Here is a 25,977-nt window from a genome sequence, read left to right on the forward strand (position 1 = left end):
CCTTTAAGGATGGGACCGCCCGATGACGCACAGCGCGCGGGCGCAGGGTAACAAGAGTAAGCGGCATGGCGACCGATCCATTCGACCTTAATCTGCGGCACCTGCGCGCGCTGCTGGCGATCCGCGAACATGGCAGCATCACGGCGGCGGCCGATGTGGTCAGCCTGTCGCAACCGGCGCTGACGCAGGGGCTGGCCAAGCTGGAGCGGCAGTTTGGCTATACATTTTTCGAGCGGCGGTCGGGCGGCATGGTGCCAACGCCCATGGGCGACATCGTGATCGAACGGGCGCGGGCGGCGCTGGACCATCTGTCGCAGGCGGCCAAGGGACTGTCGGGCGTGTTCCAATATCCTGAGCGGTTGATGACGATGACGCAGTTGCGCGCGTTTCTGGCGCTGGCGGAGGCGGGGAGTTTCGCGGCAGCGGCGCATGGCAGCACCCTGTCGCAGACGGCAGTGCATCGCGCGGTCGGCGACCTGGAGCAGATGATCGGCGGCAAGCTGGTCGAGCGGCGGGGGCGGGCGGTTTGGCTCAACCCGGCGGGCAAGCGGCTTGCGCGCGGCACAAGGCTGGCGGTGGCGGAGATTGTCGCGGCGCTGGCGGACATTGGGCGCGATAGCGGGAGCGGGAGCGAGCTGATCGCGTTCGGGGCGCTGCCATTGGCGCGACCCTATCTGGTCCCCGCCGCCATGGCACGGATGGCGCGGAGCGACCCGCGCGCCGCGTTCAAGGTGCTGGAGGGCAGCTGGCGCGAACTGGTCGAGCCGCTGCGCGACGGGGTGATCGACATGGTTGTCGGCGCGTTGCGGCCGTTCGAGATTGCGGACCTGTATCAATTGCCGCTGTCGGAGGATCGGCTGGTGATCGCGGCGGGGAGCCAGCATCCGCTGGCCAAGGTGGGCAAGCCGACGATGGCGCAGCTGGCGACCTATCCCTGGATCGTGGCACCCGCCAATTCGCCGCTGCGCGAACAGTGGGAAAAGCTGTTCGGGGCGGGAAAGGTGCCGGCTACCCCTATCGAGTGCGGGTCGGTGATGATTATCGGGCGGTTGCTGACCGAAGGGGATTTCCTGACATTGCTGTCGCCCGATCAGGTGGCGTTGCAGATCCGCAGCGGGCTGTTGACGCAGATCGGCCCGCCGCTGGAGGACAGCAAGCGCGTCGTGGGGATCACGACGCGGCGCAGCTGGCGCCCGACCGCGACCCAGCGCCGCTTCCTCGACATGCTGAGCGAGGCGGCGAAGGGCGAGCGGGTGGCGGGCGACCAGCCCGACCTGCGGGAATCGGGCTGGGTGTGACGGCGCGCTATGGCTGGTCGGGGACGCTGAGCGCGGCGATCCGGTCCGTCAGTCGCCCTGCGAGCGAGGGCCGGATCGGCTGCCCCGCCAGCAGCTTGCGCCATGTATTATAGCTGATCCCGAAGCGGGCGTTGAGCGCTTCGTCGGTGCGCCCGGTCGCCAGTGCCTGCATCTGGAGGATCATGCGCTCGTCCAGATGTACGCCGTTGCGGCTGCTGTTGTGCATGGCGTGGCCTTTCAGTCCAGCTTGATCCAGACCGCCTTGGTTTCCAGATAATCCTCGATATGGTGCGCGCCGGATTCCCGGCCGAAACCGCTCATGCGATAGCCGCCGAAGGGGATAGCGGGGTCGAGCATCTGGTAGCAATTGACCCACACGGACCCGGCGCGGATGCCGCGCGCCATGATGTGCGCAGTGGCCAGGTCGCGGGTCCACACGCCGCTGCCCAGACCAAATTCGGTCGCGTTGGCGCGGGTCAGCACTTCGTCGATCGTATCGAAGGTGAAGGCGGAGAGGACCGGGCCGAAAATCTCCTCTCGCGCGATAGTCATGTCGTCGGCGACATGGGTGAAGATGGTCGGTTCGATGAAATAGCCCGCGTCATAGCCCGCGCCGGTCATGCGATTGCCGCCGGTCAGCGGACGCGCGCCTTCGGCATTGGCGCTGGCGATGAAGCCCAGGATCTTGTCCATCTGCGGCGCGGAGACGACCGGGCCGATCTGGGTTGTCGGGTCGAGCGGGTCGCCGACCTTGATCGTGCGCGTGAAGGCAGCGAGCCGTTCCATAAATTCGTCGTGAATGGCGCTCTGCACGAACAGGCGTGTGCCAGCCGAACAGATTTGCCCGGCATTGGCGAATACGGCCATGGCGGCGGCGGGGACAGCCTTGTCCAGATCGGCATCGGCAAAGACGATGTTGGGCGACTTGCCGCCCAGTTCGACGGTGACGCGCTTCATCGTTCCGGCGGCGGCGTGGAGGATTTTTTCGCCAACCCCGGTAGAGCCGGTGAAGGCGATCTTGTCGACGTCCGGGTGGCTGGAAAGCGCCGCGCCTGCATCACCCAGACCCGTGACGATGTTGATGACGCCGTCCGGCACGCCCGCTTCCAGGCAGAGTTCGCCAAAGCGCAGCGCCGATAGCGGCGTCTGTTCAGCGGGTTTCATGACCAGGGTGCAGCCCGATGCCAGCACTGGTCCGGCCTTCCACACCGACATGCCGATCGGCCCATTCCACGGGTTGATTGCTGCGACCACGCCGATCGGTTCCTTGAGCGTGTGGGAGAGGACGTCGCCCATCGCGCTGTTGTCGATCGTGTCGCCCGCGATCAGCGTCGCCTGCCCCGCATAATAGCGCAGCAGCGCACCGGCGCGCGCCTTGCCCATGAAGGTGCGGCTGTATGGCGCGCCAAGGTCCAGCGTGTCGAGCATCGCCAGTTCCTCGAAATGCTGCTCCACCAGATCGGCGAGGCGCAGCATGATGCGCTGGCGTTCCACGGGTTTCATCCGCCGCCATGGCCCCTCGAACGCGGCGCGGGCGGATTTGACCGCGCGGTCGACATCTTCCGCGCCGCCCTGCGCTACGGTGGTCAGCAGGTCGCCAGTGGCGGGGTTACGGGTTTCGAACCGCTTGCCCGACAAGGCGGGAACACGCTGGCCGCCGATCAGCATGTCCTGATGCGGCGCGTCGAGCAGGGCGGGGCGGGGGGGGATGATGAGCTGTGTCATGGGAGCTTCTTTCAGGCGGCGATGTTGGATGTGAGGGCGTCTTGCAGGATGAATATCGCGGCGCGCTGCGCCATCATCATGGTGGGGGCGGACGTGTTGCCGCTGATGATGTCAGGCATGACGGAGGCATCCACGACACGCAGTCCCGACACGCCGCGCACGCGCAGGCGACTGTCGACCACGGCCATCGGGTCACTGTCCGGTCCCATCTTGCAGGTGCCGGTGGGGTGATAGGCCGTGTTGACGATCTTGCGCAGGGCATTGTCTATCTCGCTGTCGCTTTGACATTGCGCGCCCGGCTCGATTTCTGCGCCGGTCATGGCGGCGAGTGCAGGCTGGGCAAAGATGCGGCGACATTCGCGGAAACCGGCGATCAGCGTTTGCATGTCATAGGGATCGGCAAAGAAATTGGGATCGATGACCGGCTTGTCCTCCGGCCTGTTGCTGGCCAGACGGACAGAGCCGGTGCTTTTGGGGCGCAGCAACTGAATGAGGCCCATATAGCCGTGGCGGCGCGGCACCGAGCGCGCGTCGAGTTTGAGGCCCGCGAGAAAGGTGATCTGGATGTCCGGGCGGCCGGTGCCGTCCGTGCAGAGGAAACCGCCTGCTTCGGCAACGTTGGACGCCAGCATCCCTTCGCGTTTGGCGAGATATTTGAACGGGCTGGCGAGGATGCGGGGCAGCACCTTGGCCGACACGGCATAGGATTCTGCGGATGGATTTTCCATTGCGACATGGACGGTCGGATGGTCCTGCAAATGCGCGCCGACGCCGGGCAGGTGATGGACAATGTCGATCCCCATGGCGCGCAGATGATCCTGCGGGCCGATGCCTGAGAGCATCAGCAGTTGCGGCGAATTGGTCGCGCCCGCGCACAGGATGATTTCGCGGCGCGCGGCGATGGTGCTGCGCGCGCCGTCCTTCTCGATCTCCAGACCCACCGCGCGGCCCCGGTCGAACAGGATGCGGCGGACCATGGTTTCATCAAGAACGGTGAGGTTGGTGCGTTTGAGCGCGGGGTGGAGGAAGGCGCGGGCGCTCGACAGGCGGGTGCCGTTGCGCTGGTTCAGGTCATAGCGGCCAAAGCCGTCCTGCCGATCGCCGGCGAAATCGTCATTGCGGCGATGGCCCGCCTGTTCCGCCGCATCGACAATGGCGGCGCTGACCGGGTTCCAGTTTTTGGGCTTCTGCACGTCCAGTTCGCCGCCCTTGCCGTGCCATGGCGTGTCGGGACCGGCATAGTTTTCGACGGCTTTGAAGGCTGGCAGGACATCGTCATAGGCCCAGCCATCATTGCCAGCCTTGGCCCAGGCATCATAATCGGCCTTTTGTCCGCGAATATAGACGCCGCCATTGATGGCGCTGCATCCGCCGAACAATTTGCCGCGCGGGAAGTTGATGGTGCGGTTGTTGACGGCGGCGTTGCCGGTCAGTGCCTGTTTCCAGTTATATTTTTCGTGTGGCAGCAGGAAGATATTGCCGACCGGCATTGCGGTTTTCAGATTCACCGGCCATTTTTTGTCGGACGGCCCCGCTTCGATCAGCGCGACGCGGTTGGTGGGGTCGGCGGACAGGCGATTGGCCATCAGGCTGCCCGCCGAACCGGATCCGATCACGATATAGTCGAAGCTGTCGCTCATAGAAGTGCGTCCTTGGCGGTGAGGCGGGGAACATGGCCCCGCACGGCAATGAAACCCAGGGCGTTGACCAGCATCAGGGCGGCGAGCGCGCCGAAGAAGCCGAGATTGCCCCAGTCGATCAGGACCGCGCCCGCCACCGCGCTGACGATCGCGCCGACCCGGCCCGCCGCGCCCATCAGGCCAAGGCCACGGGCGCGCAGGCCGGTAGGGAAGGCGTGGGCGCCGACCGCGAACATGGCCGATTGCGCTGCGCTCGCGAACAGGCCGAGCGCGCCGAGGCAGGCGAGAACGGCGGCTTCGTTGCGCGCGCCGCTGATGGGGAGCAGGGCGAGCGTGGCGCATACGGCGGCGCCGACGATCGCCATCAGGATCAGCACCGGGCGGGAGCCGAAGCGGATGATGGCGAGGCTTGCGATCATCGCGCCGATCGTGCCGCCGATGTTGAAGCTGGTGAGGCCGAGGCTGGCAGTTTGCAGGCCGAAGCCTGCGCTGGTCAGCATTGTGGGCGCCCAGTTGAACATGAGGTAGATCATGAACATGCCGGAGAACATGGCGACGGCCAGCGCCAGCGTGTCGCGCAGCAATGCCGGGCCGAACAGGTTGCGCATCGGTTCGTAGCGGGGGGCTTCCCCGGCGGCGAGGGGGACATGGGCGACGGAGGCGGGATCGGGATGGCCGATGCGGCGCAGGATGCGGTCCAGCTCGGCGGCGCGATCGGGCCGTTCGGCGAGATAGCGGGGGGATTCGGGCAGGACCGACCAGAGCCAGGCGACGAAGATCATCGTCACGGTGCCGCCGATATAGAAAAGCCAGCGCCAGCCAAGGCCCGGCAGGATGAGCGCAGCGGCGACCCCGCCCAATATGCCGCCGATCGACACGCACACCACGCCGAAGGTGACGGCGACGCTGCGCCAGCGGACGGGGGTGAACTCTGCGATCATGGCGCTGGCGGTGCCGGGGACGCCGCCAAGGCCGACGCCTGCCAGCGTCTTCAATGCGGCGACCTGCCACAGGGCGGTGGAAAAGCCAGTGAGAAGGGTCGCGACGCCGAAGATGGCGACGCCGATGATGAGCGCGCCGCGCCGCCCGAAGCGATCGCCGACCCAGCCCGACGTCAGCGTGCCGACAGCCATGCCGACGAAGCCGAGCGCGAAGACGGAGCCGAGCGCCGCGCGGTCGATGCCCCATTCCTTGAGCAGCGACGGCGCGGCGAGGCCGAGCATCTGGTTGTCGAGGCCGTCGAGAATGACGGTCGCGGCGATCATCAGCACAGACCAGATCTGGAAGGACGACATGGGTATGTCGTCCAGCATCCCTTTTGTGCTGCTGCCTTCTATCGTGGCGACCGCCAAGACATTCTCCTCATCTTCGGGCCGTTTGCGGCCGCTTCATTCATTTGCCGGTGTGAAATAGGAAAACCGGAATATCGCTTTTTACAGGTCCAGCACGAGGTTCGCGCTTTTCGATCCCGAACAGCAGACCATGATCGAACGGTTGGCCGACTTGTCCTCGTCGCTCAGAAAATGGTCGCGATGGTCGGGGATGCCGTCCAGCACCTTGACCTCGCACGTGCCGCAAATCCCTTCGGAACAGGCGAAGCCGACATTGACCCCGGCGCTCAGTAGCGCGTCGAGCATCGTTTCGCCTTCCTCGACGGCGATGGTCTTGCCGCTCTTGGCCAGCTCCAGCGTGTAGCCGCCCTCGGTCGCCATTTCGGTTTCGGCGGAGAAATATTCGATATGGGCGTGGCCCTTGGGCCGGTCGCAGTTGATCGCGACGAAGGCGTCGAGCATTCCGCCCGGACCACAGCAATAGAGATGCGCGTCGGCAGGCGCGGCGGCGCAGATGGCTTTCAGGTCCAGGCGGCGGCCGCCGGGGATGCCGTCATAGGCGATTTCCACCCGATCATAATCGGATAGGCGATCGACATAGGCGGCGCGATCCGGGGAGGCGGCGACATAGTGCAGCTCCCAGCTTTTGCCGAGCTTTTCGAGGCGCGCGATCATCGGCAGCATCGGCGTGATGCCGATCCCGCCGCCGATCATCACGGTATGGCTGGCATCCTCCACCATCGGGAAGTTGTTTTTCGGATCGGAGATGTCGAGAATATGGCCGACCTGCCATTTTTCATGGATGTGGCGCGACCCGCCGCGACCGTCGATCGCACGATGGACGGCAATTTCATAATAGCCCCGGATCGCGGGATCATTGACCAGCGAATAGCTGCGCGCCAGGCCGGGCGAAAGTTGCACGTCGACATGGGCGCCCGGATCGAAGGCGGGCATCAGGCCGCCATCGACGGGTTCGAGGATGTAGCTGTTGATGCCTTCGGCTTCCCAGCGGATATTCTTCAATCTTGCGCGCATCACCCTCTCCGTCCGGTGCGATGCGTCTCTTGGCAGGGCCGGGGCGCCATGGATCGGCGAACCGGACAAACCGCAATGCGTTTCGTCACCTCTATCATCCTTGTCTGAGGCACCGGGGCATGGATCGCCCCGGCCCTTGTCGTCCTGTCACTCAGCCGCTTCGACCTTGTCGGGCCAACGCACCGCCTTGGCCAGCGCCGATTCATAGGCATTGGCGAGCGTGTCGCTGGGGTCGTGCAGGAACGACCCGGCGCGCGCGCGGTAGAAGATGCTGGGGTCTTCGATCCCCGGCGGCAGCGTGCCTTTGTTCGCGAGCGCGCGGGCGGCGAGCAATACGCGGCGGCGGACGCGGGCGATCATCTGGTCGGTCGGGGCCAGATTTTCGAAGCTGTGGTCGGTGATCGGCCCCATGCTTTCGGTCACCGCCTGATCCTGCATCGTGATGTTGGGGATGCCAGTGAACTGGGTGCCGTTGCGCTGGGAATCGCGGTCGATCGCCCAGTCGTTCGCCTGACTGTCGGGCGAGCGCCACCGGCCATACCAGTCAGTGGTGGTCGGCGCATATTCGAGCGGCGCGAACAAGGGCGTACCGTCCTTGAGCGTCGAAGTATAGGCCGGGTTGCCCGCGTCCACGCCGCAGGTGATGTCGAACAGCATCGAATGTTCGTCGTCCATCGGCACCCAGGCGCGGGCAATGGCGCGGGTGTGGAAGCGGTTGTTGGGCGTCTGAGTCCAGAAAGGGAACATATAATGGGCGACGCGCCAGCTCATCTGGCCATCGTCGTTCGGGCGATAGCCGCCATACATGACGCCCCAGTCGGCCTGCGCGACTTCATAGTCGGGCGCGCGGTTGAGGACGGTCGGGCGCATCGGATGATCGTCATCCAGATCGTCCGCCTCGATCGAGCCGACATGGAGGAAACCGACATGGCTGGTGTCGATGTCGCCTTCCAGCGCCTGGAGCCAGTTGCAGTCGCGTTGCAGGCACCAGATTTCCGCGTCCGGGTGCATCGTCGCTTCGATTTCGGGGATCGGCGGCGGGGCGGACTGATTTTCGCCCATATAGACCCAGATCAGGCCATTGGCTTCGTGCGTCTTATACGCCTTGGCATGGACCTTTTCCTTGAAATCCATGCGGGCGGGGACGGACGGCATGTCGACGCACTTGCCATCGACGTCGAACTTCCAGCCATGATAGACGCAGCGTATGCCGTTTTCCTCATTGCGGCCAATGAACAGCGACGCGCAGCGGTGGGGGCAGCGATGGTCCATGATGCCGACCCGGCCAGAACTGTCGCGGAAGGCGATCAGTTTTTCGCACAGGATCATCAGGCGGACCGGATCGCCGTCGGCCTTCACTTCGGAAGACAGGACGGCGGGCATCCAATATTGGCGCATCATTGTGCCCATGACCGTGCCTGGTCCTACCCTGGTCATGTCGGCGCTATCCGTGGACTGCATGAGTTTTTCAGCCTCTTCCTTGCTTGTCGTTATCAGCGCGGCTTGAATCGATGCCAGCGCCATTCCCTGATCCCTGACTAGAGGGTCGCGGCCACACGCCCCAATCGGAATGTGGTCGGACCATTCAATAATCGGGACGATACTATTGCGCCTCGATCCTTTTTGCTGCTTCTCGCCCCCAGGCGGCATCAAGCCGTGTTGTCAAGGGAGAGTCCGGGAATGCCTTTCAGCTTCAAAACATCATCTGCGCTGGGCGCGATTGCGGCCATGATGGTGGTCACGCCAGCCAGCGCGCAGGCCGATCAGGCGGCCCCCGCCGCCCCCGCGCAGGACGCCGCGCCCCAGCCGGTCATCTTCCCCGAAGATATTGTCGTCACGGCCGAGCGCCGCGAATCGACGGTGCGCGAAGTGCCTTTTTCCATCGCGGCGTTCGGTGGCGAATTGCTGCGTGAAGCGCAGGTCTACAGCCCCGCCGCGCTGACGCAGCAGATGCCCGGCATCACCGTCAACACCGCCGACAAGTCGCTGTCGATTGTCGCGATCCGTGGCAATGTGTCCACGTTCCGCACCGCCACGCTGGACACGCCGGTCGCCTATTTCATGGACGACGTCTATTATGTGTTCAACAACGACCTGAACGCCAACTTCTACGACACCAACCGGGTCGAAGTGCTGCGCGGGCCGCAAGGCACCTTGTTCGGGCGCAACGTGGTGGGCGGCGCAATTGCCGTCATCACCAACAATCCCGATTTCAAGGACGATTATTATGGGCAGGTGAGCGGCGGCAATGGCGGCTTCCTGCGCACCGAAGGCATGGTCAACGGCACGCTGGTCGATGACAAGATCGCGGCGCGTTTCGCGTTCAGCACCGACCATAGTGACGGCTTGATCGACACGCCCAACCAGTCGGGCAGCTATGGCAAGTCGGACAGCTATTCCGCGCGCGCCAAATTGCTGTTCCAGCCGACTGATACGCTCAAGGTCGTCCTGTCGGGCGACTATAGCTATACCAAGGGCAAGGGCGGCGCGATCCAGCTGGGCATTGGCGGGGTGCAGCGGATTCCCGCGACGTTCGGCAATTTCGACGACGACAAGTGGACGAACAATGATTTTGTCGCGTCGCCTTATCGCCAGCGTTTGCGCGGCGGCTATCTGCGCGGTGACCTGGACGTGCTGGGCGGCACGCTGACGTCGATCACCGGCTATCGCATGAACGACAGCCGCGCGATCAACGATGACGTGCCGGTGGCGACCGTGGTTCCAGTGTTCGACCGCCGCCAGGTGGTGAAGAACCGCAGCTTCACGCAGGAAGTGCGCTTTGCGTCGGCTCCGGGCCGCTTCTCCTATGTGGTGGGTGCCTATTTCCTGTCGGCCGATGTTTCGACCACCAACATCTTCTTTTACAGCCCGCTGCCCGGATCGGCCGTTAACGCGACCGTGCGGCGCAATCCGCTGGTGACCAACATCACCCGCGTGCAGGAAGGCAATGTGCGCAGCCTGGCGGTGTTTGGCGAAGCGACGTTCGAAATCACCGACAATCTGGCTGTCGTGGCCGGTGGCCGTTACACGTCGGATCGCAAGAAGATCGACTATCGCGCCTTTTCGACCACCGATGCGGGCGCGATCCCCGGCTTTGGTTTCCCCGGCACGGTGACTGCGTCGGGCGGCAAGACGTGGGATGCGTTCACGCCGCGCTTCACGATCAAGTTCGAGCCAAGCGACCAGATCAATATGTATGCGACCTATGCCAAAGGCTTCAAATCGGGCGGCTTTGTCGACAATGCCTATCGCGACCCGACCATTCCGCTGGAACCGGAAAATGCCGAAAATTATGAAATCGGTGCCAAGTCGCGCCTGTTCAATAACAAGCTGGATCTCAATGTCGCGCTGTTCCAGCAGACGACCAAGAATCTCCAGAATTTCTCCGGCGCGGGCGGTATTGCGCACACCTATAACGGCACGCTGAAAATGAAGGGGATGGAGGTCGAATCCGTCGTCCGCCCGGTCGAGGATCTGCGCCTGACCGCCAATTATACGCATCTGGTGGGCAAATATACCGACCTGCGCGATCCGCTGGTGAACCTCGATTACTCGGGCAATCCGGCCAAGTTCGCGCCGCGCGACAGCTTCACCGTGGGCGCGGCCTATACCGGCCGTCTGGCCAATGGCGCGACGTTGACGCCGCAGGCGGACTTCAATTTCTCGACCCGCATTTCGACCGACGACGCCAACACGCTGCGCCTGTACGACAATCTGCACAGCGATACGCGGGGCCGGACGCTCAATGCGCGGCTGAATTATGAGACGGCGGACGGCCGTTTTCAGATCGGCCTGTGGGGCAAGAACCTGACCAACAACTATCAGATCGTGAATGCGGACGACATCACGGCGTTTCTGGCAGTGCCGGGCAATGGCACGACATATTGGAAGATTTTCACCAACACGCCGCGGACCTACGGCCTGACGCTGTCGTTCCGCCACTAATACCCTGGGGCGGGGAGGGCGATGCCTTCCCCGCCTTTTTCTTTTGCCAGTTTCAGGACGGACATATGACCGAACAATTCACCCTTCCCGCCAATGGCAGTTTTTCCTTTGCGGGGCGCACCGCTCTCGTGACGGGCGGCGGGCGCGGCGTGGGCGCGGCCGTTGCCCGCGAAATCCATGCCGGTGGCGGGCGCGTGGCGGTGAGCGACGTGGATATGGACGTGGCGCAGGCGGTCGCGGCGTCGCTCGATCCATCGGGCGAGACGGCGATCGCCCTGACGCTGGACGTGCGGGAGAAGGATCATTTCCTGGCCGCGCGGGACAAGATTGTGGGCCTGTGGGGCAAGGTCGACATCGTGGTGAACAATGCCGGTTTCGCCAAGCGCACGCCGACACAGGATATTTCACCCGAAGAATTTGACGCGATCGTCCAGATCAACATGCGCAGCGTGTTCCTGAGCTGCCAGATATTCTCCGAACATATGCGCGAACATGGCTATGGCCGGATCGTCAATATCACTTCGCTCGCCGGGCAGAATGGCGGGACGGTGGCGTCCCCCCACTATGCCGCGTCGAAGGCCGGGGCGATCATGCTGACCAAATATTTCGCCCGCTATCTGGCCGGGACTGGCGTGACCGTGAACGCCATTGCGCCGGGACCGATCGACACCGCCAAGGCGCGCCTGTCGGCCGAACAGATTGCGCGAGTCGAGGGCGAAGTGCCGGTCGGGCGATTTATGGAAGTGGGCGAGATCGCGGCGGCAACGGCGCTGCTGGCGTCGGACCGGGGCGGGTTCTTCGTCGGCGCGACGCTGGACATGAATGGGGGGCTGTATTTGCGGTGATCCCGCTTTGCCGCATCCATTTCCCGTTTTTCTTATGGCTTTATGGGATTGCGATTGGCGCTGGCGCGTGGCCCATCCATAATCAGGCCCAACAATAGGGTAGCGTCGGAGCGATGAACCGCCCGGCCGGATACTGGAGAGTAGCATGTTCATTTACAACGCATGGTATGTGGCCGCCTTTGCCGCCGATATCGAACCGGGCAAGACGCTGGGGCGGAAATATCTGAACAAGGCAGTCGTGCTGTTCCGCACCGAGAGCGGGGAGATCGCTGCGCTGGAGGACCGGTGCAGCCATCGCGCGATGCCGCTGTCCGCCGGGCATGTCGATGGCGATGTCCTGCGCTGCTGCTATCATGGCGTCGAGTTTAACGGGAAGGGCGCCTGCACCCGCATCCCCAACCAAGCGCGCATCCCCGCATCCGCCAATGTCCGCCATTATCCGGTGGTGGAGAAGGACCATCTGATCTGGATCTGGATGGGCGAACCGGCACTGGCCGACCCTTCGATCATCGTCGACAGCCCGGAACATAATGATCCGGCCTGGACCTGGCGCCCGTATAATTTCCCGGTGAAGGCCAATTGGCAGCTTATCATCGACAATATCATGGACCTGACCCATGTGCCTTACATCCATGCGCGCACGATCGGCGGGAACCCGGAGCAGCATTATAACGCCGACACCAAGGTCGAATTTGACGGCCGCAAAGTGACGTTGCTGCGCAAGATGCCCAATTCGGTGCCGCCCAAATCCTATATCGACGCGGGCGGTTTCAAGGGCCGGGTCGATCGTTGGCAGGAAGTGCGGTTCGAGCCGAGCATCGGCATGACCTGCCGCGTCAATGCCGGCGGGTGCGAGGTCGGCACCGGCGCCTATGAGGGCAAGCGCGACAATGGCTTCATGCTGGCCAACAATCATTTCATCACGCCGGAAACGGCCACGACCAGCCATTATCTGTGGACCATCTGCACCACTGCGCCCAAGGAAAGCGGCGTCCCCGATGTGCTGTTCGACCAGTTTTTCGATACCATCACCGAAGACGAAGTCACGTTGCAGGCGCAGCAGGCGCGGATCGATGACGAGCCGGAGCGGGCCTTTGTGGGCATCGCCAGCGACGGCGCGGTCAATCAGGCGCGGCGATTGCTGAGCGTGATGCAGGAGGCCGAAGAAGGGGCCAAGGTCGCGGCCTGACGGGGCAGTTGCGGAGCGACAGCAGATAAAGGCTGTCGCCCCGCCTTGTATAATGGCCGTGGTTACAGGCCGACGGGATAGAATATCGATTTCTGGTTCTGATATTCCTGCAACCAGTCGGGACCATATTCGCGCCCGACGCCCGACCGCTTATAGCCGCCGATCGGAGCATAGCTCATGCGTCCGGTGCCGCCGTTCAGCATGACGCTGCCCGACCGGATTTGCAGGGCCATTTCATAGCCCGTGGCGGCATCGGCGGTTTCGATGCCGCCATTCAGGCCATAGCGGGAATCGTTGGCGATGCGGATCGCTTCTTCGTCGGTGTCGAAGCCGATGATGCAACCGACCGGGCCGAACACTTCCTCCTGCGCAATGGTCATCGCGTTGTCGACATCGTCGAAGATCGTGATGTCGGTGAAGAAGCCCTTGTCCAGGCCCGCAGGCCGCCCGCCGCCATGGACGATTTTCGCGCCTTCTTCCCGGCCGATGGCGATCAGATTTTCGACCTTCGTGCGTTGGGATTCGCGGATCAGCGGACCCATCGCCACGGTGGGATCGGCAGGGTCGCCGATCTTGAACTGGCCGGCGACGGCGCAGGCGGTTTCTACGAACGCTTTGCGGATGTTGTTGTGGACGACCAGACGCGTGAGCAGCGCGCAACCCTGACCTGCATTGACGGACAGGACGGCGACCGCCATCGCGGCTGCGCGGGCGACATCGGCATCGTGCCGCACGATCAGCGCGGATTTGCCGCCCAGCTCCAGATGCACACGCTTGAGCGTCGGGGCCGCCTGCGCCATGATCGCCGCGCCGACGCCTTCGGACCCGGTGAAGCTGACCAGATCGACGCGCGGGTCGCTGGTCAGCATCGTGCCGACTTCCGGTCCGCCGGTTATGACGTTCAGCACACCCTTGGGCAGGCCGATCTCGTCGGCAATCTCGCCGAACAGCAGGGCGGAGAAGGGCGTGAAGGGCGATGGTTTCAGCACCAGCGTATTGCCCGCCAGCAGCGCCGGGACGATCTTCGCCAGATTGATAAGGAAAGGGAAATTATAGCCGGTTATGCCCGCCACGACGCCAACGGGTTCGCGCACGACGGTGGTGCCACCCATTTTCCGGGGACCGTCGGGGTCGAAGGGGTTGGGGGTGATGTCGATCGGCAGGCGGACACTGTCGTCGCGAGTCGAATGTTCCAGCGCGGCGAGCAAATGGTCGAGCGGATTGGCGACCTGCATCCCGTGCGTGACACCCTGCGCGCAGCCGACTTCCGCCACGATCAGCGCGACGATCTGCGGCCTGCGCGCGTCCAGCGCCGCGTGCATCCGGCGCAGATAGGTTGCGCGTTCTGCCATTGCCATGCGCGGCCATATGCCGGTGTCGAAGGCGTCGCGCGCCGCCGCGATCGCTGCTTCCGCCGCTGCGGCATTGCCCACCGGCGCGTGGCCGATGACGGCTTCGGTCGCCGGATTGATGATGGCGTCGCGCTCATGCCCGGCGGAAACCCACGCGCCGTCGATATAGAGCTTGTCGATTGTGGTGAAGGGGACGGTCATCGGCTAGGTTCCTGATTGGGCCGCAGGATCATCTCTGCGGCGTTGAGCGCTATGGCCATGGCGGGCGCGTTGGTATTGCCCGACACGATGGTCGGCATGATGGACGTGTCGACCACGCGCAGGCCAGTGACGCCGCGCACGCGCAGTTGGGGATCCAGCACGGCCCCGTCGTCCACGCCCATCCGGCATGTTCCGCAAATGTGGAAGGTCGTGCCGCCAAGGCTGATGGCACTGGCCAATATGTCCTCGTCCGTTTCGATCCCCACCGTCTTGCCCGTTTCCGCGATGATCCAGTCCTTGAGCGCAGATTGCTTTGCCAGATTGCGCAGCCAGCGGAACAGGGCGACGAAGTGGGTCCGGTCCGCATCGGTTGCCAGATGATTGGCGTCGATGATGGGGGGGACATCTGGGTCGGCGGAACTGATCCGCACCTGACCCTGGCTATCGGGGCGCAGATAATAGGCAATGACGGTCATGCCGGGATAGGGATCCAGCGCGACGGCACCCTTCGCATCGGTATGGAAGGAATAAAGGCCCATGCCGATCTGTGCGTCGGGGCGATCGGGTGAGGCGAGCGTCTTGATGAAGCCGCCCACTTCATGCGCGGCATGGGTGAGCGCGCCCTTCGATCCGAAGAGATAGCGCAGCGCCGATCCGATGAGGCCTAGGCCGGACAGCTTCTGGTTCAAGCTGTTGCCGCGCATCTGGTAAGTGAAGGAAAGATAGCGATGTTCGCGCAGATTGGCACCGACGCCGGGTGCATCCACGATGACCGGGATGCCCAGCGATTCCAGCAAGGCGCGGGGACCGATGCCAGACAGTTGCAGCAGTTTGGGACTTTGTATCGCACCGGCGGACAGGATGATTTCGCGCCGCGCGGCCACTTCATGCAATCCGTGTTTGTTGCGCAGCAGGATGCCGCAGGCCCGCTGCCCGTCGAACAGGATGCGCTGGACATCGGTGTCCGGCACTACGTCCAGATTGGGTCGCCCCCGAACCGGCTTCAGGAAAGCGCGCGCGGCGGAAAAGCGTTTGCCGCGATGGGTGGTCGTCGGCTGGTAACCCATGCCGCCTTTAGTCACGGCAGGCATGTCGTTCATGTCGTCGACCCGTGGCGTTCCGGCCTGTACGGCGGCATTGATGAACGCTTCGCAGAGCGGATCACCGGCGGGGTGGACGCTGACCTTGAGCGACCCGCCCGTGCCGCGCCAATCCTTTGCGCCCAGCACATGATCTTCCAGCGCAACAAAGTGCCGGCCCATCCGGTCCCAGCCCCAGTCGGTGCAGCCTGCCGCTTCCCATGCATCATAATCGGCAGGTGCGCCGCGCACATAGACCATGCCGTTGATCGAACTGGACCCGCCAACCGCGCGCCCTTTCAGCCAGACTTCCTGCGGCGCATTGCCGCCGGGAGATACGGCATAGTCCCATACATGGGGATTGCCTGGTGCCAGCAATTTGCCGATGCCACGCGGCATCGCGATGAGCGGGCTGGTGTCGTCCGGCCCGGCTTCGACCAGCAGGACGCTGACGGTCGGATCGGCGGACAGGCGGTTGGCAAGGACGCAGCCGGACGACCCTGCGCCGACAATGATATAGTCATAGGCTTTTTGCATCATGCCGTCCCGGTTCCTCGCCATGCCGCTACAGACCACAGACGCGCCTATGGTCCCACCTGTCCTATGATAGGTCGCGGGAGAGGATGGGTGCGACGCTGACGACATTTCCGCTTGGCTTGTCGGGGCGGGGTTGCCATGCCATCGGGGATGAAAGCCAAACTGGAAGATTATGGCCCCGGCGCACAGAAATTGCTGTTGGCCGCAGAGGAAATCATTGCCGAGCGTGGTATCGAAGGGGCGTCGATCCGCGAAATCCTGCGTGTTGCAAAGCAAGGGAACAATTCTGCCATCTATCGCCATTTCGGGTCGAAAGACCTGCTGATCCGCGCGATCTATGATGTGCGTCAGGCAGAGGTCGAGGATTGCCGCATGTTGCGGATGCAGCGGTTGCCGCATTTGCCCGGCGACATTCGGGGCTTGCTGGAGCTTTTTTTGCTGCCGGTGCTGGATGCATTCAAGGGGCGGCAAAGATGGATCTATTCCCAGTTCATTCTGCATCTGATCCTGAACGACCCTTTCGACGACGCCTTTGATTCGGTCCGCGAGGGACCGGCCGTTCGTGCGGTGCATCAGGCCTTGCGCGCGCGCTGCGCCGCCATGTCGGATCAGGTTTTCACCATGCGCCTGTCGGTTGCCGTGACCAATTTCCTGATGGGGGTCAGCTATGGCGATCGCGTCGCCAACCTTACCGGCGGGCGATACCCGCGATCCGACCAGTATCTGGAAGATCTGATCAGCACAGGTTGCGCCTTGCTGATGCTGCCGCCCTTTGCCGATGGGCAGGATGCGCCCGCATAGCGCAAGAAAATTGCCTGCCCTCTCCAACGATAGGCATGGCTAAGACGATCGTCTTATATCCCCTCCCTGGCACTGGCAAAGGTCAGGCTTGCGAAAGCACGCGGTTCAGCCGCTAAGGGAGAGAAGATATGCGCCCGATTTTCACCGCGCGTTTTGCGGTTCTTTTGACGTCCGTTGCGCCTTTGGCCTTGCCGGCACTGGCGACTGCACAAACCGCCCAGCCACAGATTTCCGCGACGATGGACGACATCGTCGTCACCGCCCGCCGATCTGAAGAAAGCATCCAGTCGACGCCGGTATCGGTCACCGCCTTTAACGCCGACATGTTGCGCGACGCCAATATCGCGACCACCGCCGACCTGATGATCAAGACGCCGGGCGTCTATCTGTCCGGGTCGGGTGGCCGTGAAAATTCGGTGTTCCAGATTCGTGGCCAGTCCAAGGCGCTGAGCGGTTCGAACGCGCCCGCCGTCGTCAGCTATTTCGCCGATGTGCCTGCGCCGACGTTCGGCAGCGGCGTTGCCACCTATGACATGGCATCGGTTCAGGTTCTGAAAGGGCCGCAAGGCACGTTGTTTGGCCGCAATACAACGGGCGGCGCAGTCCTCTATTATCCCGCCGCCCCCGAATATGCGTTCGGCGGTTATGTCGAGGCGGGCTATGGCCGTTACGACCGCAAACAGCTGGAAGCTGCGCTGTCGATTCCGATCGTGGACAACAAACTCGCTGTGCGGGTTGCGGGTCGATATGAAAAGCGGGACGGCTATACCAAGAATATCGGCCTGGGTGGCGATCTGGACGACGTTAATTCGCGGGCCTTTCGTGTCTCTGTGCTGGCCGAACCTGTCGATGGCTTCAAGAATTTGACCATCCTCGACTGGTATCGCAACAATTACACCGGCGACGCGGTGCTGCTGACCAGCCTGTTCGACAATCCCAGCCTGATCGACCTGCTGGGCCTGCGCAGTGCAATGGTGAGCGCACTGGCAACGCAAAAGGCGCGCGGTCCCCGCGTCATCGACAGCGATGTATCACCTGCGATCAACCGCACCCGCCGCTGGGGCATCACCAACCGCACCGATATCGACCTGGGCGACAGCGGGGTCAGTTTCACCAATATCTTTGGCTATCGCAAAACCTATGTGAACTATAATATCAATACCGATGGCGTGCCGTTACTGGTGACGACTGGCAATCCTGCCGCCGGATTGCCCGCCGGACTGCCATTGACCCTGCTGAACGCGGGTGCGGTCAACCATGTCGAACAATATACCAATGAAGTGCAGATCAAGGGCAGCGCGCTTGACGACCGGGTCGACTGGCTGGTCGGCGGCTTTTATCTCAAGAGCCAGCCCTATGGCCCGACCGGCAGCGGCAATTCGATCGCGCAGGTGGTGCTGCCGCCATTCCTGCCGCCAGAAAATTACGGCACCTTCCAGTATAATTTCTACACCGAAAAGAGCAAAGCGCTGTTCGGTAACGTCAATGTGAAGCTGGACGAAATTGCGCAGGGGCTGCGTTTCAATGCCGGTTTGCGCTATACCTGGGACAAGGAAACGGCCTGCACTGCGACCGACAATGTCACCCAGGGGACAGTGCAACCCGGTGATTGCGTGGCCACCAACCCGATCCTGATCGGCGCGACCACCAACTTTGCCAAATCGAACGCGCCGACATGGACCGTTGGTTTCGACTGGCAGGTGACGCCTGATCTGTTCACCTATATTTCGACCCGGCGCGGCTATCGCACGGGCGGCATCAATACGCCGACCTTCGGTGGCCGACTGGCGCCCTATCAGGCGTTCGGGCCGGAACGGGTTACCGATCTGGAACTGGGCGTGCGATCCGACTGGACGCTGGGCGATGTTCGCATCCGGTTGAACCTGTCGGGGTTCGTGGGCTATTATGACGGCGTGCAGATTGCGCTGAGCGGCTTATTGACTCAGCCAGGTTGCGTTGCGGGTCATCCGGTATTTGGCGAAGCGCCCTTTTCGCCCGATGGCGATTGCAGCGCGGACAATGATCCGCAGTCCGGCACGATGCTGGCCAATGCCGGTAAGTCGAGGGTCGCGGGTCTGGACTTCGACGGACGCATTTTGTTTTCCGACCGGCTGACCTTCACCTTCGGCGGCAACCTGCTCGACACCAAGACGCGCGAACTCACCGCACCGGCACCCATTGCCGCCTATCTCACGACGAAGGAAATTCCATTCGATCTGGTGGCCAAGACGACTTTCACACTGGGCGCGCAATATCGCATCCCGCTGGGTGCGATGGGCGACCTCAACGCATCGGCCGACTATTATCATTCCAGCAAATTGTCGTTCGTCGATACGGCCCTGCCAGCATATGACATTGCCAATATCAGGTTCGACTGGCGCAATGTCGCTGGTCATCCGGTCGATCTCGGCATTTACATGACCAACGTCTTTAACAAGACCTATCAGGCGATCGGCGCAGTATCGGGTGCGGGATTGGGCTTTAACAGCGCCATTTTCGGGCCACCCCGGCAATATGGCCTGACGCTGCGCTATCGTCTGGGGGAATGACGTGACGATGCCGCGCAAAGCCGTATGGGCGCAGATCATGCCCATGCCGGGCGACGATCTGGTCAGCCTGGCACAAGGTTATGAGGCCGCCGGGGTGGAGGGGCTTTGGGCGCCGCAGATGTTCGGCGCGCCCTTCACGACTTTGGCTGCAGTCGCCCCCGCGACGCGGCGGGTCCAGTTGGGGACAGGTATCGCTCTTGCCTTCGTGCGCAGTCCGCTCGAAACCGCGTGCAGCGCAATCGACCTTGACCTGATCAGCAACGGGCGCGTGGTTCTGGGTCTGGGCTCCAGCGCGCAGAGCCAGATCGAAGGGTCTTTTGGCAGTCCATATGGCAAGCCTCTGGCGCATATGCGGGAAATCGTCGGCATGATCCGCGCCATCGTGGCGAAAGGGGATACGGGCGAACTGACCGAGCTGGCTGGCGACTATCACCGGCTGGACCTGTCCCATTTTCGCCTGCTGCATCCGCCCAAACGATCCCACATTCCCATCGTTTTGCCAGCGGTGTTCCAGAAAGCCTGCATACAGGCGGCGGAGATTGCCGACGGGTTGCTGGGGCATCCTTTATGGAATGATGCCTGGATAGAACGGGAAGTCATCCCCAGCATCAGCGCGGGGCTGGATATGTCCGGCCGTTTGCGGCGCGACTTTACGCTCAACATATCGATCTTCACGGCCATTGCGGATGACCGCCGCGAAGCTATCGAGGATTGCCGGGCGACGATCGCCTATTACAGCCAGTCGCCGCAATATCTGCGCTATTTCGAGGAGATTGGCTTTGGACGGGAAGCCGCCGCGATTCAGGCGGCGTTCGCGCAGGGCGATCATGGCGCGATGACGGCAGCCTGCACCGACGAGATGGTGGAAAGCATCGCCATCGTCGGCACGCTCGATGACGTGCGCACCCGCGTCGCGCGGCGTGCGGCACAGGCCGACGCCATCACGCCGGTCATTCCCCATTATGGCCTGTCGCCAGAAAAAAGCGCGGCCTACACCAGACGGATTGCCGAGGCCTTTTATGGCTGATCCTGCGCACGAACCTGTCGCGGCCATGGCGGGCGGTGGACTTTACAATCGCCATTCCGGTTTGCAGCACGCCAATCTGCAATCCGCGCTACCCTTGCTTGCAGCGGCGGCACGGATCATTGGCGAGCAATCCCATGGCCCGGTTGCCATCGTCGATTATGGCGCATCGCAGGGGCGCAATTCGATGGTGCCGATGGCAACGGCCATCGATCTGGTGCGATTGCGCGACGCGGAACGGGCGGTCCAGGTCGTCCATACCGATCTGCCGTCCAACGATTTTGCGTCGCTTTTCGCCCTGCTGGACCGCGATCCTGCCAGTTATGTGGCCGGTCGCGATAATATCTATCCTTCTGCGATCGGGCGGTCCTATTTCGATCAGCTTTTGCCATCGGGCAGCGTGGACCTGGGTTGGTCATCCAATGCGCTGCACTGGATGAGCCACAGCCCGGTTGATGTTGCCGATCATGGCTGGGCCGTGTTCAGCCAGTCCGCCGATGCGCGCGCGGCGGTCGATGCCGTTCTGGCCGACGACTGGCTGCGCTTTCTCACATCCCGACGCGCCGAAATGCGACCGGGCGGACAATTGATCTGCCAGTTCATGGGGCGTGGACCCGACAGTCATGGCTTTGAATGGATGGCTGGGCATTATTGGCAATCGATCGTGACGTTACGCGATGAAGGATGGCTGACCGATGCGGAAACGCAGCGGATGACAGCGCCATCGGCAGGGCGTTCACTTGTTCAGGTCGCGGCGCCTTTCGCGTCGAATATCGTGCCAGAATTGATGCTCGACCATCTTTCGCTGGTGGAATCCCCGGACCCCTATTGGGACGAATATAGGCAATCGGGCGATGCGGCGCGGTTAGGATGGCAATGGGCGCATATGATGCGCGCGGCCAACGGCCCAAACCTTGTTGCCGCGCTGGATCCCTCGCGCGACCCGGACATGCTGCTCGACCTGCTGGTGGATCGCCTGGCGGCGCGCATCGCCGCTGATCCGCAACGCAGCCTTGCCTTCAACGTGCTGCTGGCAATCCGTCGGGTCGCATGACGGCGCAAAAAGGGGCTGGCGGCGCGGCATTATCAGGCTGAATCGCACCTTCGGCCATGGGAGAGAATATGGATTGGGACGCACAATTCGATATCGTCTGTGTCGGCTCCGGCCTGGGCGGCCTATCGGCGGCACTGACCGGCGCTCAGCGGGGCGCAAGCGTTATCGTGCTGGAAAAATTCGTCCAACTCGGCGGCGTGTCCGCGCTGTCGTCAGGCCAATTGTGGCTTGGCCCAAACCATTTGGCAGAGGAAGCGGGCATTGCCGACAGCATGGCGGACGCCAACGCCTATCTGGGTCATTTGAACCAGGGCTTTGCCGTTCCTGCGCTACGCGACGTCTATTTCGAACATAGTCGGCAGGCATTGCGCTACTTCACCGATGTCATCGGACTGGAAATGCAGGTCGTGCGCGGTTTGCCCGATTATTATTATCCGCTGGTCGACGGCGCAGCGGCGCAGGGGCGCTATGTCGAGGTGAAACCCTTTGCAGCAGAAAGACTTGGCGCGCTGGCCGATGTCGTCCTGACCTCTCCCTATGGCGATGGCTATAGCTATACGATGTCCAGCGAATGGATCGATATGCAGGCAGGTGGCACCTTCATCGGTGATCGGCTGGCACAGCATCTGGCGGCTGGAGAACGATGCGCGGGGGCGGGGCTGGCCGCTGCACAGATCGTCGCGGCTGTGGCGCGCGGGGTTGACCTGCGTGCGTCGAGCGAAGTCGTGCGACTGATCGTCGAGAATGGCGCAGTGCAGGGCGTTATCATGCGCGACGCGACGGGCGATCATGCCATTCGGGCGCGGCGGGGCGTGATGCTGGCGACGGGGGGCTATGACTGGCGGCCCGATTTGGTGCGCGCGTTCGACGCATTGCCGCACGCGGGCAGCATGGCGCCGCCCAGCGTCACCGGGGATCATTTTGCGCTGGCCGCTGCGGCCGGGGTCATGCCCTTGCCCGCCCGCGCGCCGTCGCAAACGCCGATCTTCCTTGGCTATGCCGTGCCGGGGGAAAGCATCTATGGCCAGCCATCGACGCGGATGTGGTTGCCCGGCGCGCCGCACAGCATTGTCGTCAACCGCAAGGGGCAACGCTTTGCCGACGACAGTTTCTACCCCGATCTGGCGACGCGGGTTGCGCGCTTCGATGGGCAGGAGGGTGGCCTTGCCAACTGGCCTGCCTGGATCATCTTCGATCAGGATATGCTCGACAACTATGGCCTGTTGCCTGCCTGGCCGGGTCAGCCTTTGCCCGAAGGGATGGCGATGTCAGCGCCGACGCTGGAGGCGTTGGCGGAAGCGGCGGGGATCGACGTGGCGGGGCTGTACGCCACGGTGGAGAGATTCAACGGATTTTGCGTGGGCGGGAGCGATGATGATTTTGGCCGGGGCAAGATGCCCTGGCCCCGGATCATGACCGGCGACCCGCGCCTGCCCCATCCCAACATGGCCCCGGTCGGACGAGCGCCCTTTTACGCCGTGCCGTTGATACGGGTGACGATGGGCGTGCCGACGGCCGGATTGCCGATCGACGCCGAAGGACAAGTCATCGACGCCCATGGCGATCCGGTGGCGGGACTGTATGCGGCGGGCAACGCGGCGGCGTGGATGGACTGGGGCGGGGGTTATAATAGTGGCATCGCGAACATGCGCGGGATGCTCTACGGCCATCGCGCCGCGCTTCGTATGACGACGGAACAGGAAGGGCGATCATGATCCGCTACGATTATTCGGGTAAGGTCGTGCTGGTGACGGCGGCGGCGGGCGGTATCGGGCAGGCGACGGCGCAGGCCTTTGCACGAGCGGGTGCCAGCGTGCTGATGGCGGACATCAATGCCGATGGCGGCGAAGCGACTGCCGCTGCCTTGCGCGGGGAGGGGCATGATGTGCTGTTCCGCCGCGCCGACGCGACGGTGGAGGCCGATGTCGCTGGTCTGGTCCGCCATGCGGTCGATCATTTCGGCGGTATGCATGTTGCCGCCAATATTGCGGGTGGATCGACGATCAGCGCTACGGGTGCCGACCTGCATCTTCAGCCGCTCGATGGATGGGAATTTACCCAGCGCCTGTCGTTGGGCAGCGTATTTCTGGGTATGAAGCACCAGATTGCGCATATGATCGACCATGGCGGCGGTGCCATCGTCAATATCACGTCGCTCGCAGCGATGCTGCACGTCGGTGCGGCGGGCGCAGCCTATGGCGCGGCGAAGGCGGGCGTCATTCGCCTGAGCAAATTCGCGGCGGTTGCCTATGCCGATCGCGGGGTAAGGGTGAATTGCATTGCGCCGGGTGTGGTGCCGACGGAAGCCTATAAGATAGCGGGCGAAGACATAGCACAGGCGATCATCGCCGATCTGGTCGCAAACCAGCCGATCCGTCGGGCGATCAGCCCCGACGAGCAGGCTGCGACGATCCTGTGGCTCTGTTCGGACGCTGCCGCGATGGTCACGGGACAAGTGCTGCCGGTCGATGGCGGGTGGAGTGCCAAATAGCCGCAGAACAGCATCAGCCGCCTGTCGTCCGACAGGATCAACGGCGCCGATGCTGCCTGCACGGAACAAGGGAAAGCGACCGCGTACTGTTGGACGCGGCGATGTATCGCGGGAGAAGATGATGCACGACATCGAAGCGAACAAGGCAGTCGCTCGCCGCTATATGCAGGCGGTCGAGGATGGCGATATTGCAACCATAGAGGCATTGCAGCATCCCGACTGCACATGGTGGATAGCCGGTTTTGGCGACATGAGCCGCGCCGATTTCATCGCCAGCGTCGCGGGCGGATTGCTGTCGGCGCAACAGCGGACGGCGCAGGTCACCGGCATTACCGCTGAAGGTGACCGGGTCGCGGTGGAAGTGCGGGGCGAAATGGTTTTCCCCGACCGGGTCTATCGCAACGATTACCATAACCTGTTGGTTATACGGGATGGCCAGATCCTATCGGGGCGCGAATATATGGACACGCGCGCAGCGGCGGAGGCATTTGCGCCGTGACCACGCCAGCCCCCCTTAACGATTATGACGAAGCTGCCGTCGGGCGCATCACCCATTTCGTCGAGCAATTGACAGGCGGCACAGTGGTCGGCCTGGAACGGCTGGTCCGCTGGCGTCCGTCCTGGTTTGCCGATGTCGCGGTGGATGGTGTCGTGCGTCGCCTGCACCTGCGCGGTGACCGGGGTGGCGACGTGTCGATCTTTCCCGACCTCAAGCGTGAGGCGGACATGATCGAGCTGTTGCACAGGCATGGCCTGCCGGTGCCGCAGATCCATGGCTATCTGGCCGATCCGCCCTGCATCGTCATGGAAGCGATCGAAGGGACGCGCGATTTTTCCGCGCTGGACGATGCGACCAAAAGCGCAATCGGGCGCGACTATATGCACGCTGTCGCGGCGATGCACCGGCTGCCAATCGACTCCTTCATCGCCGCAGGGCTACACCAGCCCAAGGGTGCCGAGGCGATCGCGCTGGCGGGGCTGGACGCCTATATGCCCCATTATCAACGCACCAAAAGCTGCCCCGAACCGCTGCTGGCGTTCGTGATCGGCTGGCTGCGCCGCAACGTGCCGCATCATCGGGATCGGGCCAGCTTCATCCAGTTCGATTCGGGTCAATATCTGGTCGATAATGGCGCGATGACGAAACTATATGATTTTGAATTTTCGATGATCGGCGATCCGATGGTCGATATTGCCACGATGGGGATGCGCGACAGTTTCGAACCCCTCGGCGCGCCTTTGCCCGACTTGATCCGCTATTATGAGGAAGCGACGGGCGAGCCAGTCGATCATGATGTGGTGCTGTTCCATGTGCTGCAATTTTCGCTGCTGGGAACGATGCAATTTGCCGGGACGGTTGGCGCGCCCAAAGCGGGCGATCCCCATTCGGTCTATCTGATGTTCGACCTGGCGCTGCGCCGGTCGATCCTGCTGGCATTGTCCGCTTTGTCTGGCGTGGCGTTGCCCGAACTGTCGCCATTGGCCGAAAGACAGGGCGATAATGCGCCGTTGATGGCCAAGATTGCCGATACGCTGGCCGGGTTAGCGGTCGCGGATGAAGGCGCGCAGATGCAGAAGGCGCAGGTCGCTGAACTAGTCGAATGGGCGCAACGTGCCGACGCCCATGGCGCGGACATGGTCGCGCGCAATATCGCCGATGTGGCGGCGCTGCTGGGCCGACCGTTCGACGGTTGGGACGCGGCGGCCGCAGCGCTGGAGGGATATGTGAGCGCTGCGGGGGCAGAGGCGGACGCGGCCCTGATTATTTTGCTAGCCACGATCGAGGGGCGACGACTCCAGATTTTCGGTCCGACCGCGCTGGGCATCGCGGCGAGCCATGTCGTGTTGCCGGTTATGCGCTGAACAGGATCGGGATAGATA

General features: G+C 63.0%; 20 protein-coding genes. 12 read left to right on the forward strand and 8 right to left on the reverse strand.

Going from position 1 to position 25,977, the window contains the following annotated elements:
• The first annotated feature begins 65 nt into the window (after window positions 1–65).
• Complete coding sequence (locus SPBM01_RS14760) at window positions 66–1,298, forward strand: LysR family transcriptional regulator (protein WP_188062390.1); 1,233 nt, start codon at window positions 66–68, stop codon at window positions 1,296–1,298.
• Between the two features lie 7 nt (window positions 1,299–1,305).
• On the opposite strand, the gene SPBM01_RS14765 is transcribed toward SPBM01_RS14760, so the two are convergent.
• The 6 genes from SPBM01_RS14765 to SPBM01_RS14790 all read right to left on the reverse strand — a co-directional run bounded on the left by SPBM01_RS14765 (window position 1,306) and on the right by SPBM01_RS14790 (window position 8,553).
• Window positions 1,306–1,524, reverse strand: coding sequence for a hypothetical protein (locus SPBM01_RS14765; RefSeq protein WP_188065884.1), 219 nt, complete (start codon window positions 1,522–1,524; stop codon window positions 1,306–1,308).
• A gap of 11 nt (window positions 1,525–1,535) precedes the next feature.
• On the reverse strand, window positions 1,536–3,023 hold the full coding sequence (locus SPBM01_RS14770; protein WP_188062391.1) for an aldehyde dehydrogenase family protein: 1,488 nt from the start codon (window positions 3,021–3,023) through the stop codon (window positions 1,536–1,538).
• Window positions 3,024–3,034: 11 nt separating this feature from the next.
• A complete protein-coding gene (locus tag SPBM01_RS14775; RefSeq protein ID WP_188062392.1) occupies window positions 3,035–4,663 on the reverse strand; it encodes a GMC family oxidoreductase in 1,629 nt (542 codons plus the stop codon).
• A complete protein-coding gene (locus SPBM01_RS14780) occupies window positions 4,660–6,015 on the reverse strand; it encodes an MFS transporter (RefSeq protein ID WP_262504185.1) in 1,356 nt (451 codons plus the stop codon). Before SPBM01_RS14780 ends, SPBM01_RS14775 begins: the two co-directional genes overlap by 4 nt.
• Before the next feature lie 81 nt (window positions 6,016–6,096).
• Window positions 6,097–7,029: a PDR/VanB family oxidoreductase gene (locus SPBM01_RS14785; RefSeq protein ID WP_188062393.1), complete on the reverse strand. Its 933-nt coding sequence runs from the start codon at window positions 7,027–7,029 to the stop codon at window positions 6,097–6,099.
• A gap of 147 nt (window positions 7,030–7,176) precedes the next feature.
• Entirely contained in the window at window positions 7,177–8,553 is a 1,377-nt protein-coding gene (locus SPBM01_RS14790; protein WP_223177707.1) for a Rieske 2Fe-2S domain-containing protein, read from the reverse strand.
• A 156-nt stretch (window positions 8,554–8,709) separates the two neighbouring features.
• Here SPBM01_RS14790 and SPBM01_RS14795 point away from each other — a divergent pair, with 156 nt between their 5' ends.
• From SPBM01_RS14795 to SPBM01_RS14805, 3 genes are all read left to right on the forward strand, one after another.
• Window positions 8,710–10,974, forward strand: coding sequence for a TonB-dependent receptor (locus SPBM01_RS14795; RefSeq protein WP_188062394.1), 2,265 nt, complete (start codon window positions 8,710–8,712; stop codon window positions 10,972–10,974).
• Between the two features lie 65 nt (window positions 10,975–11,039).
• Window positions 11,040–11,819, forward strand: a complete 780-nt coding sequence (locus SPBM01_RS14800; RefSeq protein ID WP_188062395.1) for an SDR family NAD(P)-dependent oxidoreductase — start codon at window positions 11,040–11,042, stop codon at window positions 11,817–11,819.
• Between the two features lie 145 nt (window positions 11,820–11,964).
• Window positions 11,965–13,008, forward strand: coding sequence for an aromatic ring-hydroxylating dioxygenase subunit alpha (locus SPBM01_RS14805; RefSeq protein ID WP_188062396.1), 1,044 nt, complete (start codon window positions 11,965–11,967; stop codon window positions 13,006–13,008).
• Window positions 13,009–13,070: 62 nt separating this feature from the next.
• Here SPBM01_RS14805 and SPBM01_RS14810 read toward each other — a convergent pair whose 3' ends face one another.
• Both SPBM01_RS14810 and SPBM01_RS14815 read right to left on the reverse strand, forming a co-directional pair.
• The gene (locus SPBM01_RS14810) at window positions 13,071–14,561 is read right to left on the reverse strand and encodes an aldehyde dehydrogenase family protein (protein WP_188062397.1); all 1,491 of its coding nucleotides are present in this window, start codon (window positions 14,559–14,561) and stop codon (window positions 13,071–13,073) included.
• On the reverse strand, window positions 14,558–16,180 hold the full coding sequence (locus tag SPBM01_RS14815) for a GMC family oxidoreductase (RefSeq protein WP_262504186.1): 1,623 nt from the start codon (window positions 16,178–16,180) through the stop codon (window positions 14,558–14,560). Before SPBM01_RS14815 ends, SPBM01_RS14810 begins: the two co-directional genes overlap by 4 nt.
• 147 nt (window positions 16,181–16,327) lie before the next feature.
• On the opposite strand from SPBM01_RS14815, the gene SPBM01_RS14820 reads away from it, so the two are divergent.
• The 8 genes from SPBM01_RS14820 (at window position 16,328) to SPBM01_RS14855 (ending at window position 25,959) form a co-directional block, all read left to right on the forward strand.
• Window positions 16,328–16,978, forward strand: coding sequence for a TetR/AcrR family transcriptional regulator (locus SPBM01_RS14820; RefSeq protein ID WP_188062398.1), 651 nt, complete (start codon window positions 16,328–16,330; stop codon window positions 16,976–16,978).
• A 128-nt stretch (window positions 16,979–17,106) separates the two neighbouring features.
• Window positions 17,107–19,527: a TonB-dependent receptor gene (locus SPBM01_RS14825; RefSeq protein ID WP_188062399.1), complete on the forward strand. Its 2,421-nt coding sequence runs from the start codon at window positions 17,107–17,109 to the stop codon at window positions 19,525–19,527.
• 7 nt (window positions 19,528–19,534) lie between these two features.
• Window positions 19,535–20,554: an LLM class flavin-dependent oxidoreductase gene (locus SPBM01_RS14830; protein ID WP_188062400.1), complete on the forward strand. Its 1,020-nt coding sequence runs from the start codon at window positions 19,535–19,537 to the stop codon at window positions 20,552–20,554.
• On the forward strand, window positions 20,547–21,605 hold the full coding sequence (locus SPBM01_RS14835; RefSeq protein ID WP_188062401.1) for a hypothetical protein: 1,059 nt from the start codon (window positions 20,547–20,549) through the stop codon (window positions 21,603–21,605). The genes SPBM01_RS14830 and SPBM01_RS14835 overlap by 8 nt, the downstream gene beginning before the upstream one ends.
• Window positions 21,606–21,673: 68 nt before the next feature.
• On the forward strand, window positions 21,674–23,320 hold the full coding sequence (locus tag SPBM01_RS14840) for an FAD-dependent oxidoreductase (protein WP_188062402.1): 1,647 nt from the start codon (window positions 21,674–21,676) through the stop codon (window positions 23,318–23,320).
• Entirely contained in the window at window positions 23,317–24,096 is a 780-nt protein-coding gene (locus tag SPBM01_RS14845) for an SDR family NAD(P)-dependent oxidoreductase (protein WP_188062403.1), read from the forward strand. Before SPBM01_RS14840 ends, SPBM01_RS14845 begins: the two co-directional genes overlap by 4 nt.
• A 118-nt stretch (window positions 24,097–24,214) precedes the next feature.
• The gene (locus SPBM01_RS14850) at window positions 24,215–24,595 is read left to right on the forward strand and encodes a nuclear transport factor 2 family protein (protein ID WP_262504187.1); all 381 of its coding nucleotides are present in this window, start codon (window positions 24,215–24,217) and stop codon (window positions 24,593–24,595) included.
• Window positions 24,592–25,959, forward strand: a complete 1,368-nt coding sequence (locus SPBM01_RS14855; RefSeq protein WP_188062404.1) for a phosphotransferase — start codon at window positions 24,592–24,594, stop codon at window positions 25,957–25,959. Before SPBM01_RS14850 ends, SPBM01_RS14855 begins: the two co-directional genes overlap by 4 nt.
• Window positions 25,960–25,977: the final 18 nt, after the last annotated feature.

Source organism: Sphingobium sp. KCTC 72723 (assembly GCF_014280435.1).
Classification (GTDB): Bacteria; Pseudomonadota; Alphaproteobacteria; order Sphingomonadales; family Sphingomonadaceae; genus Sphingobium.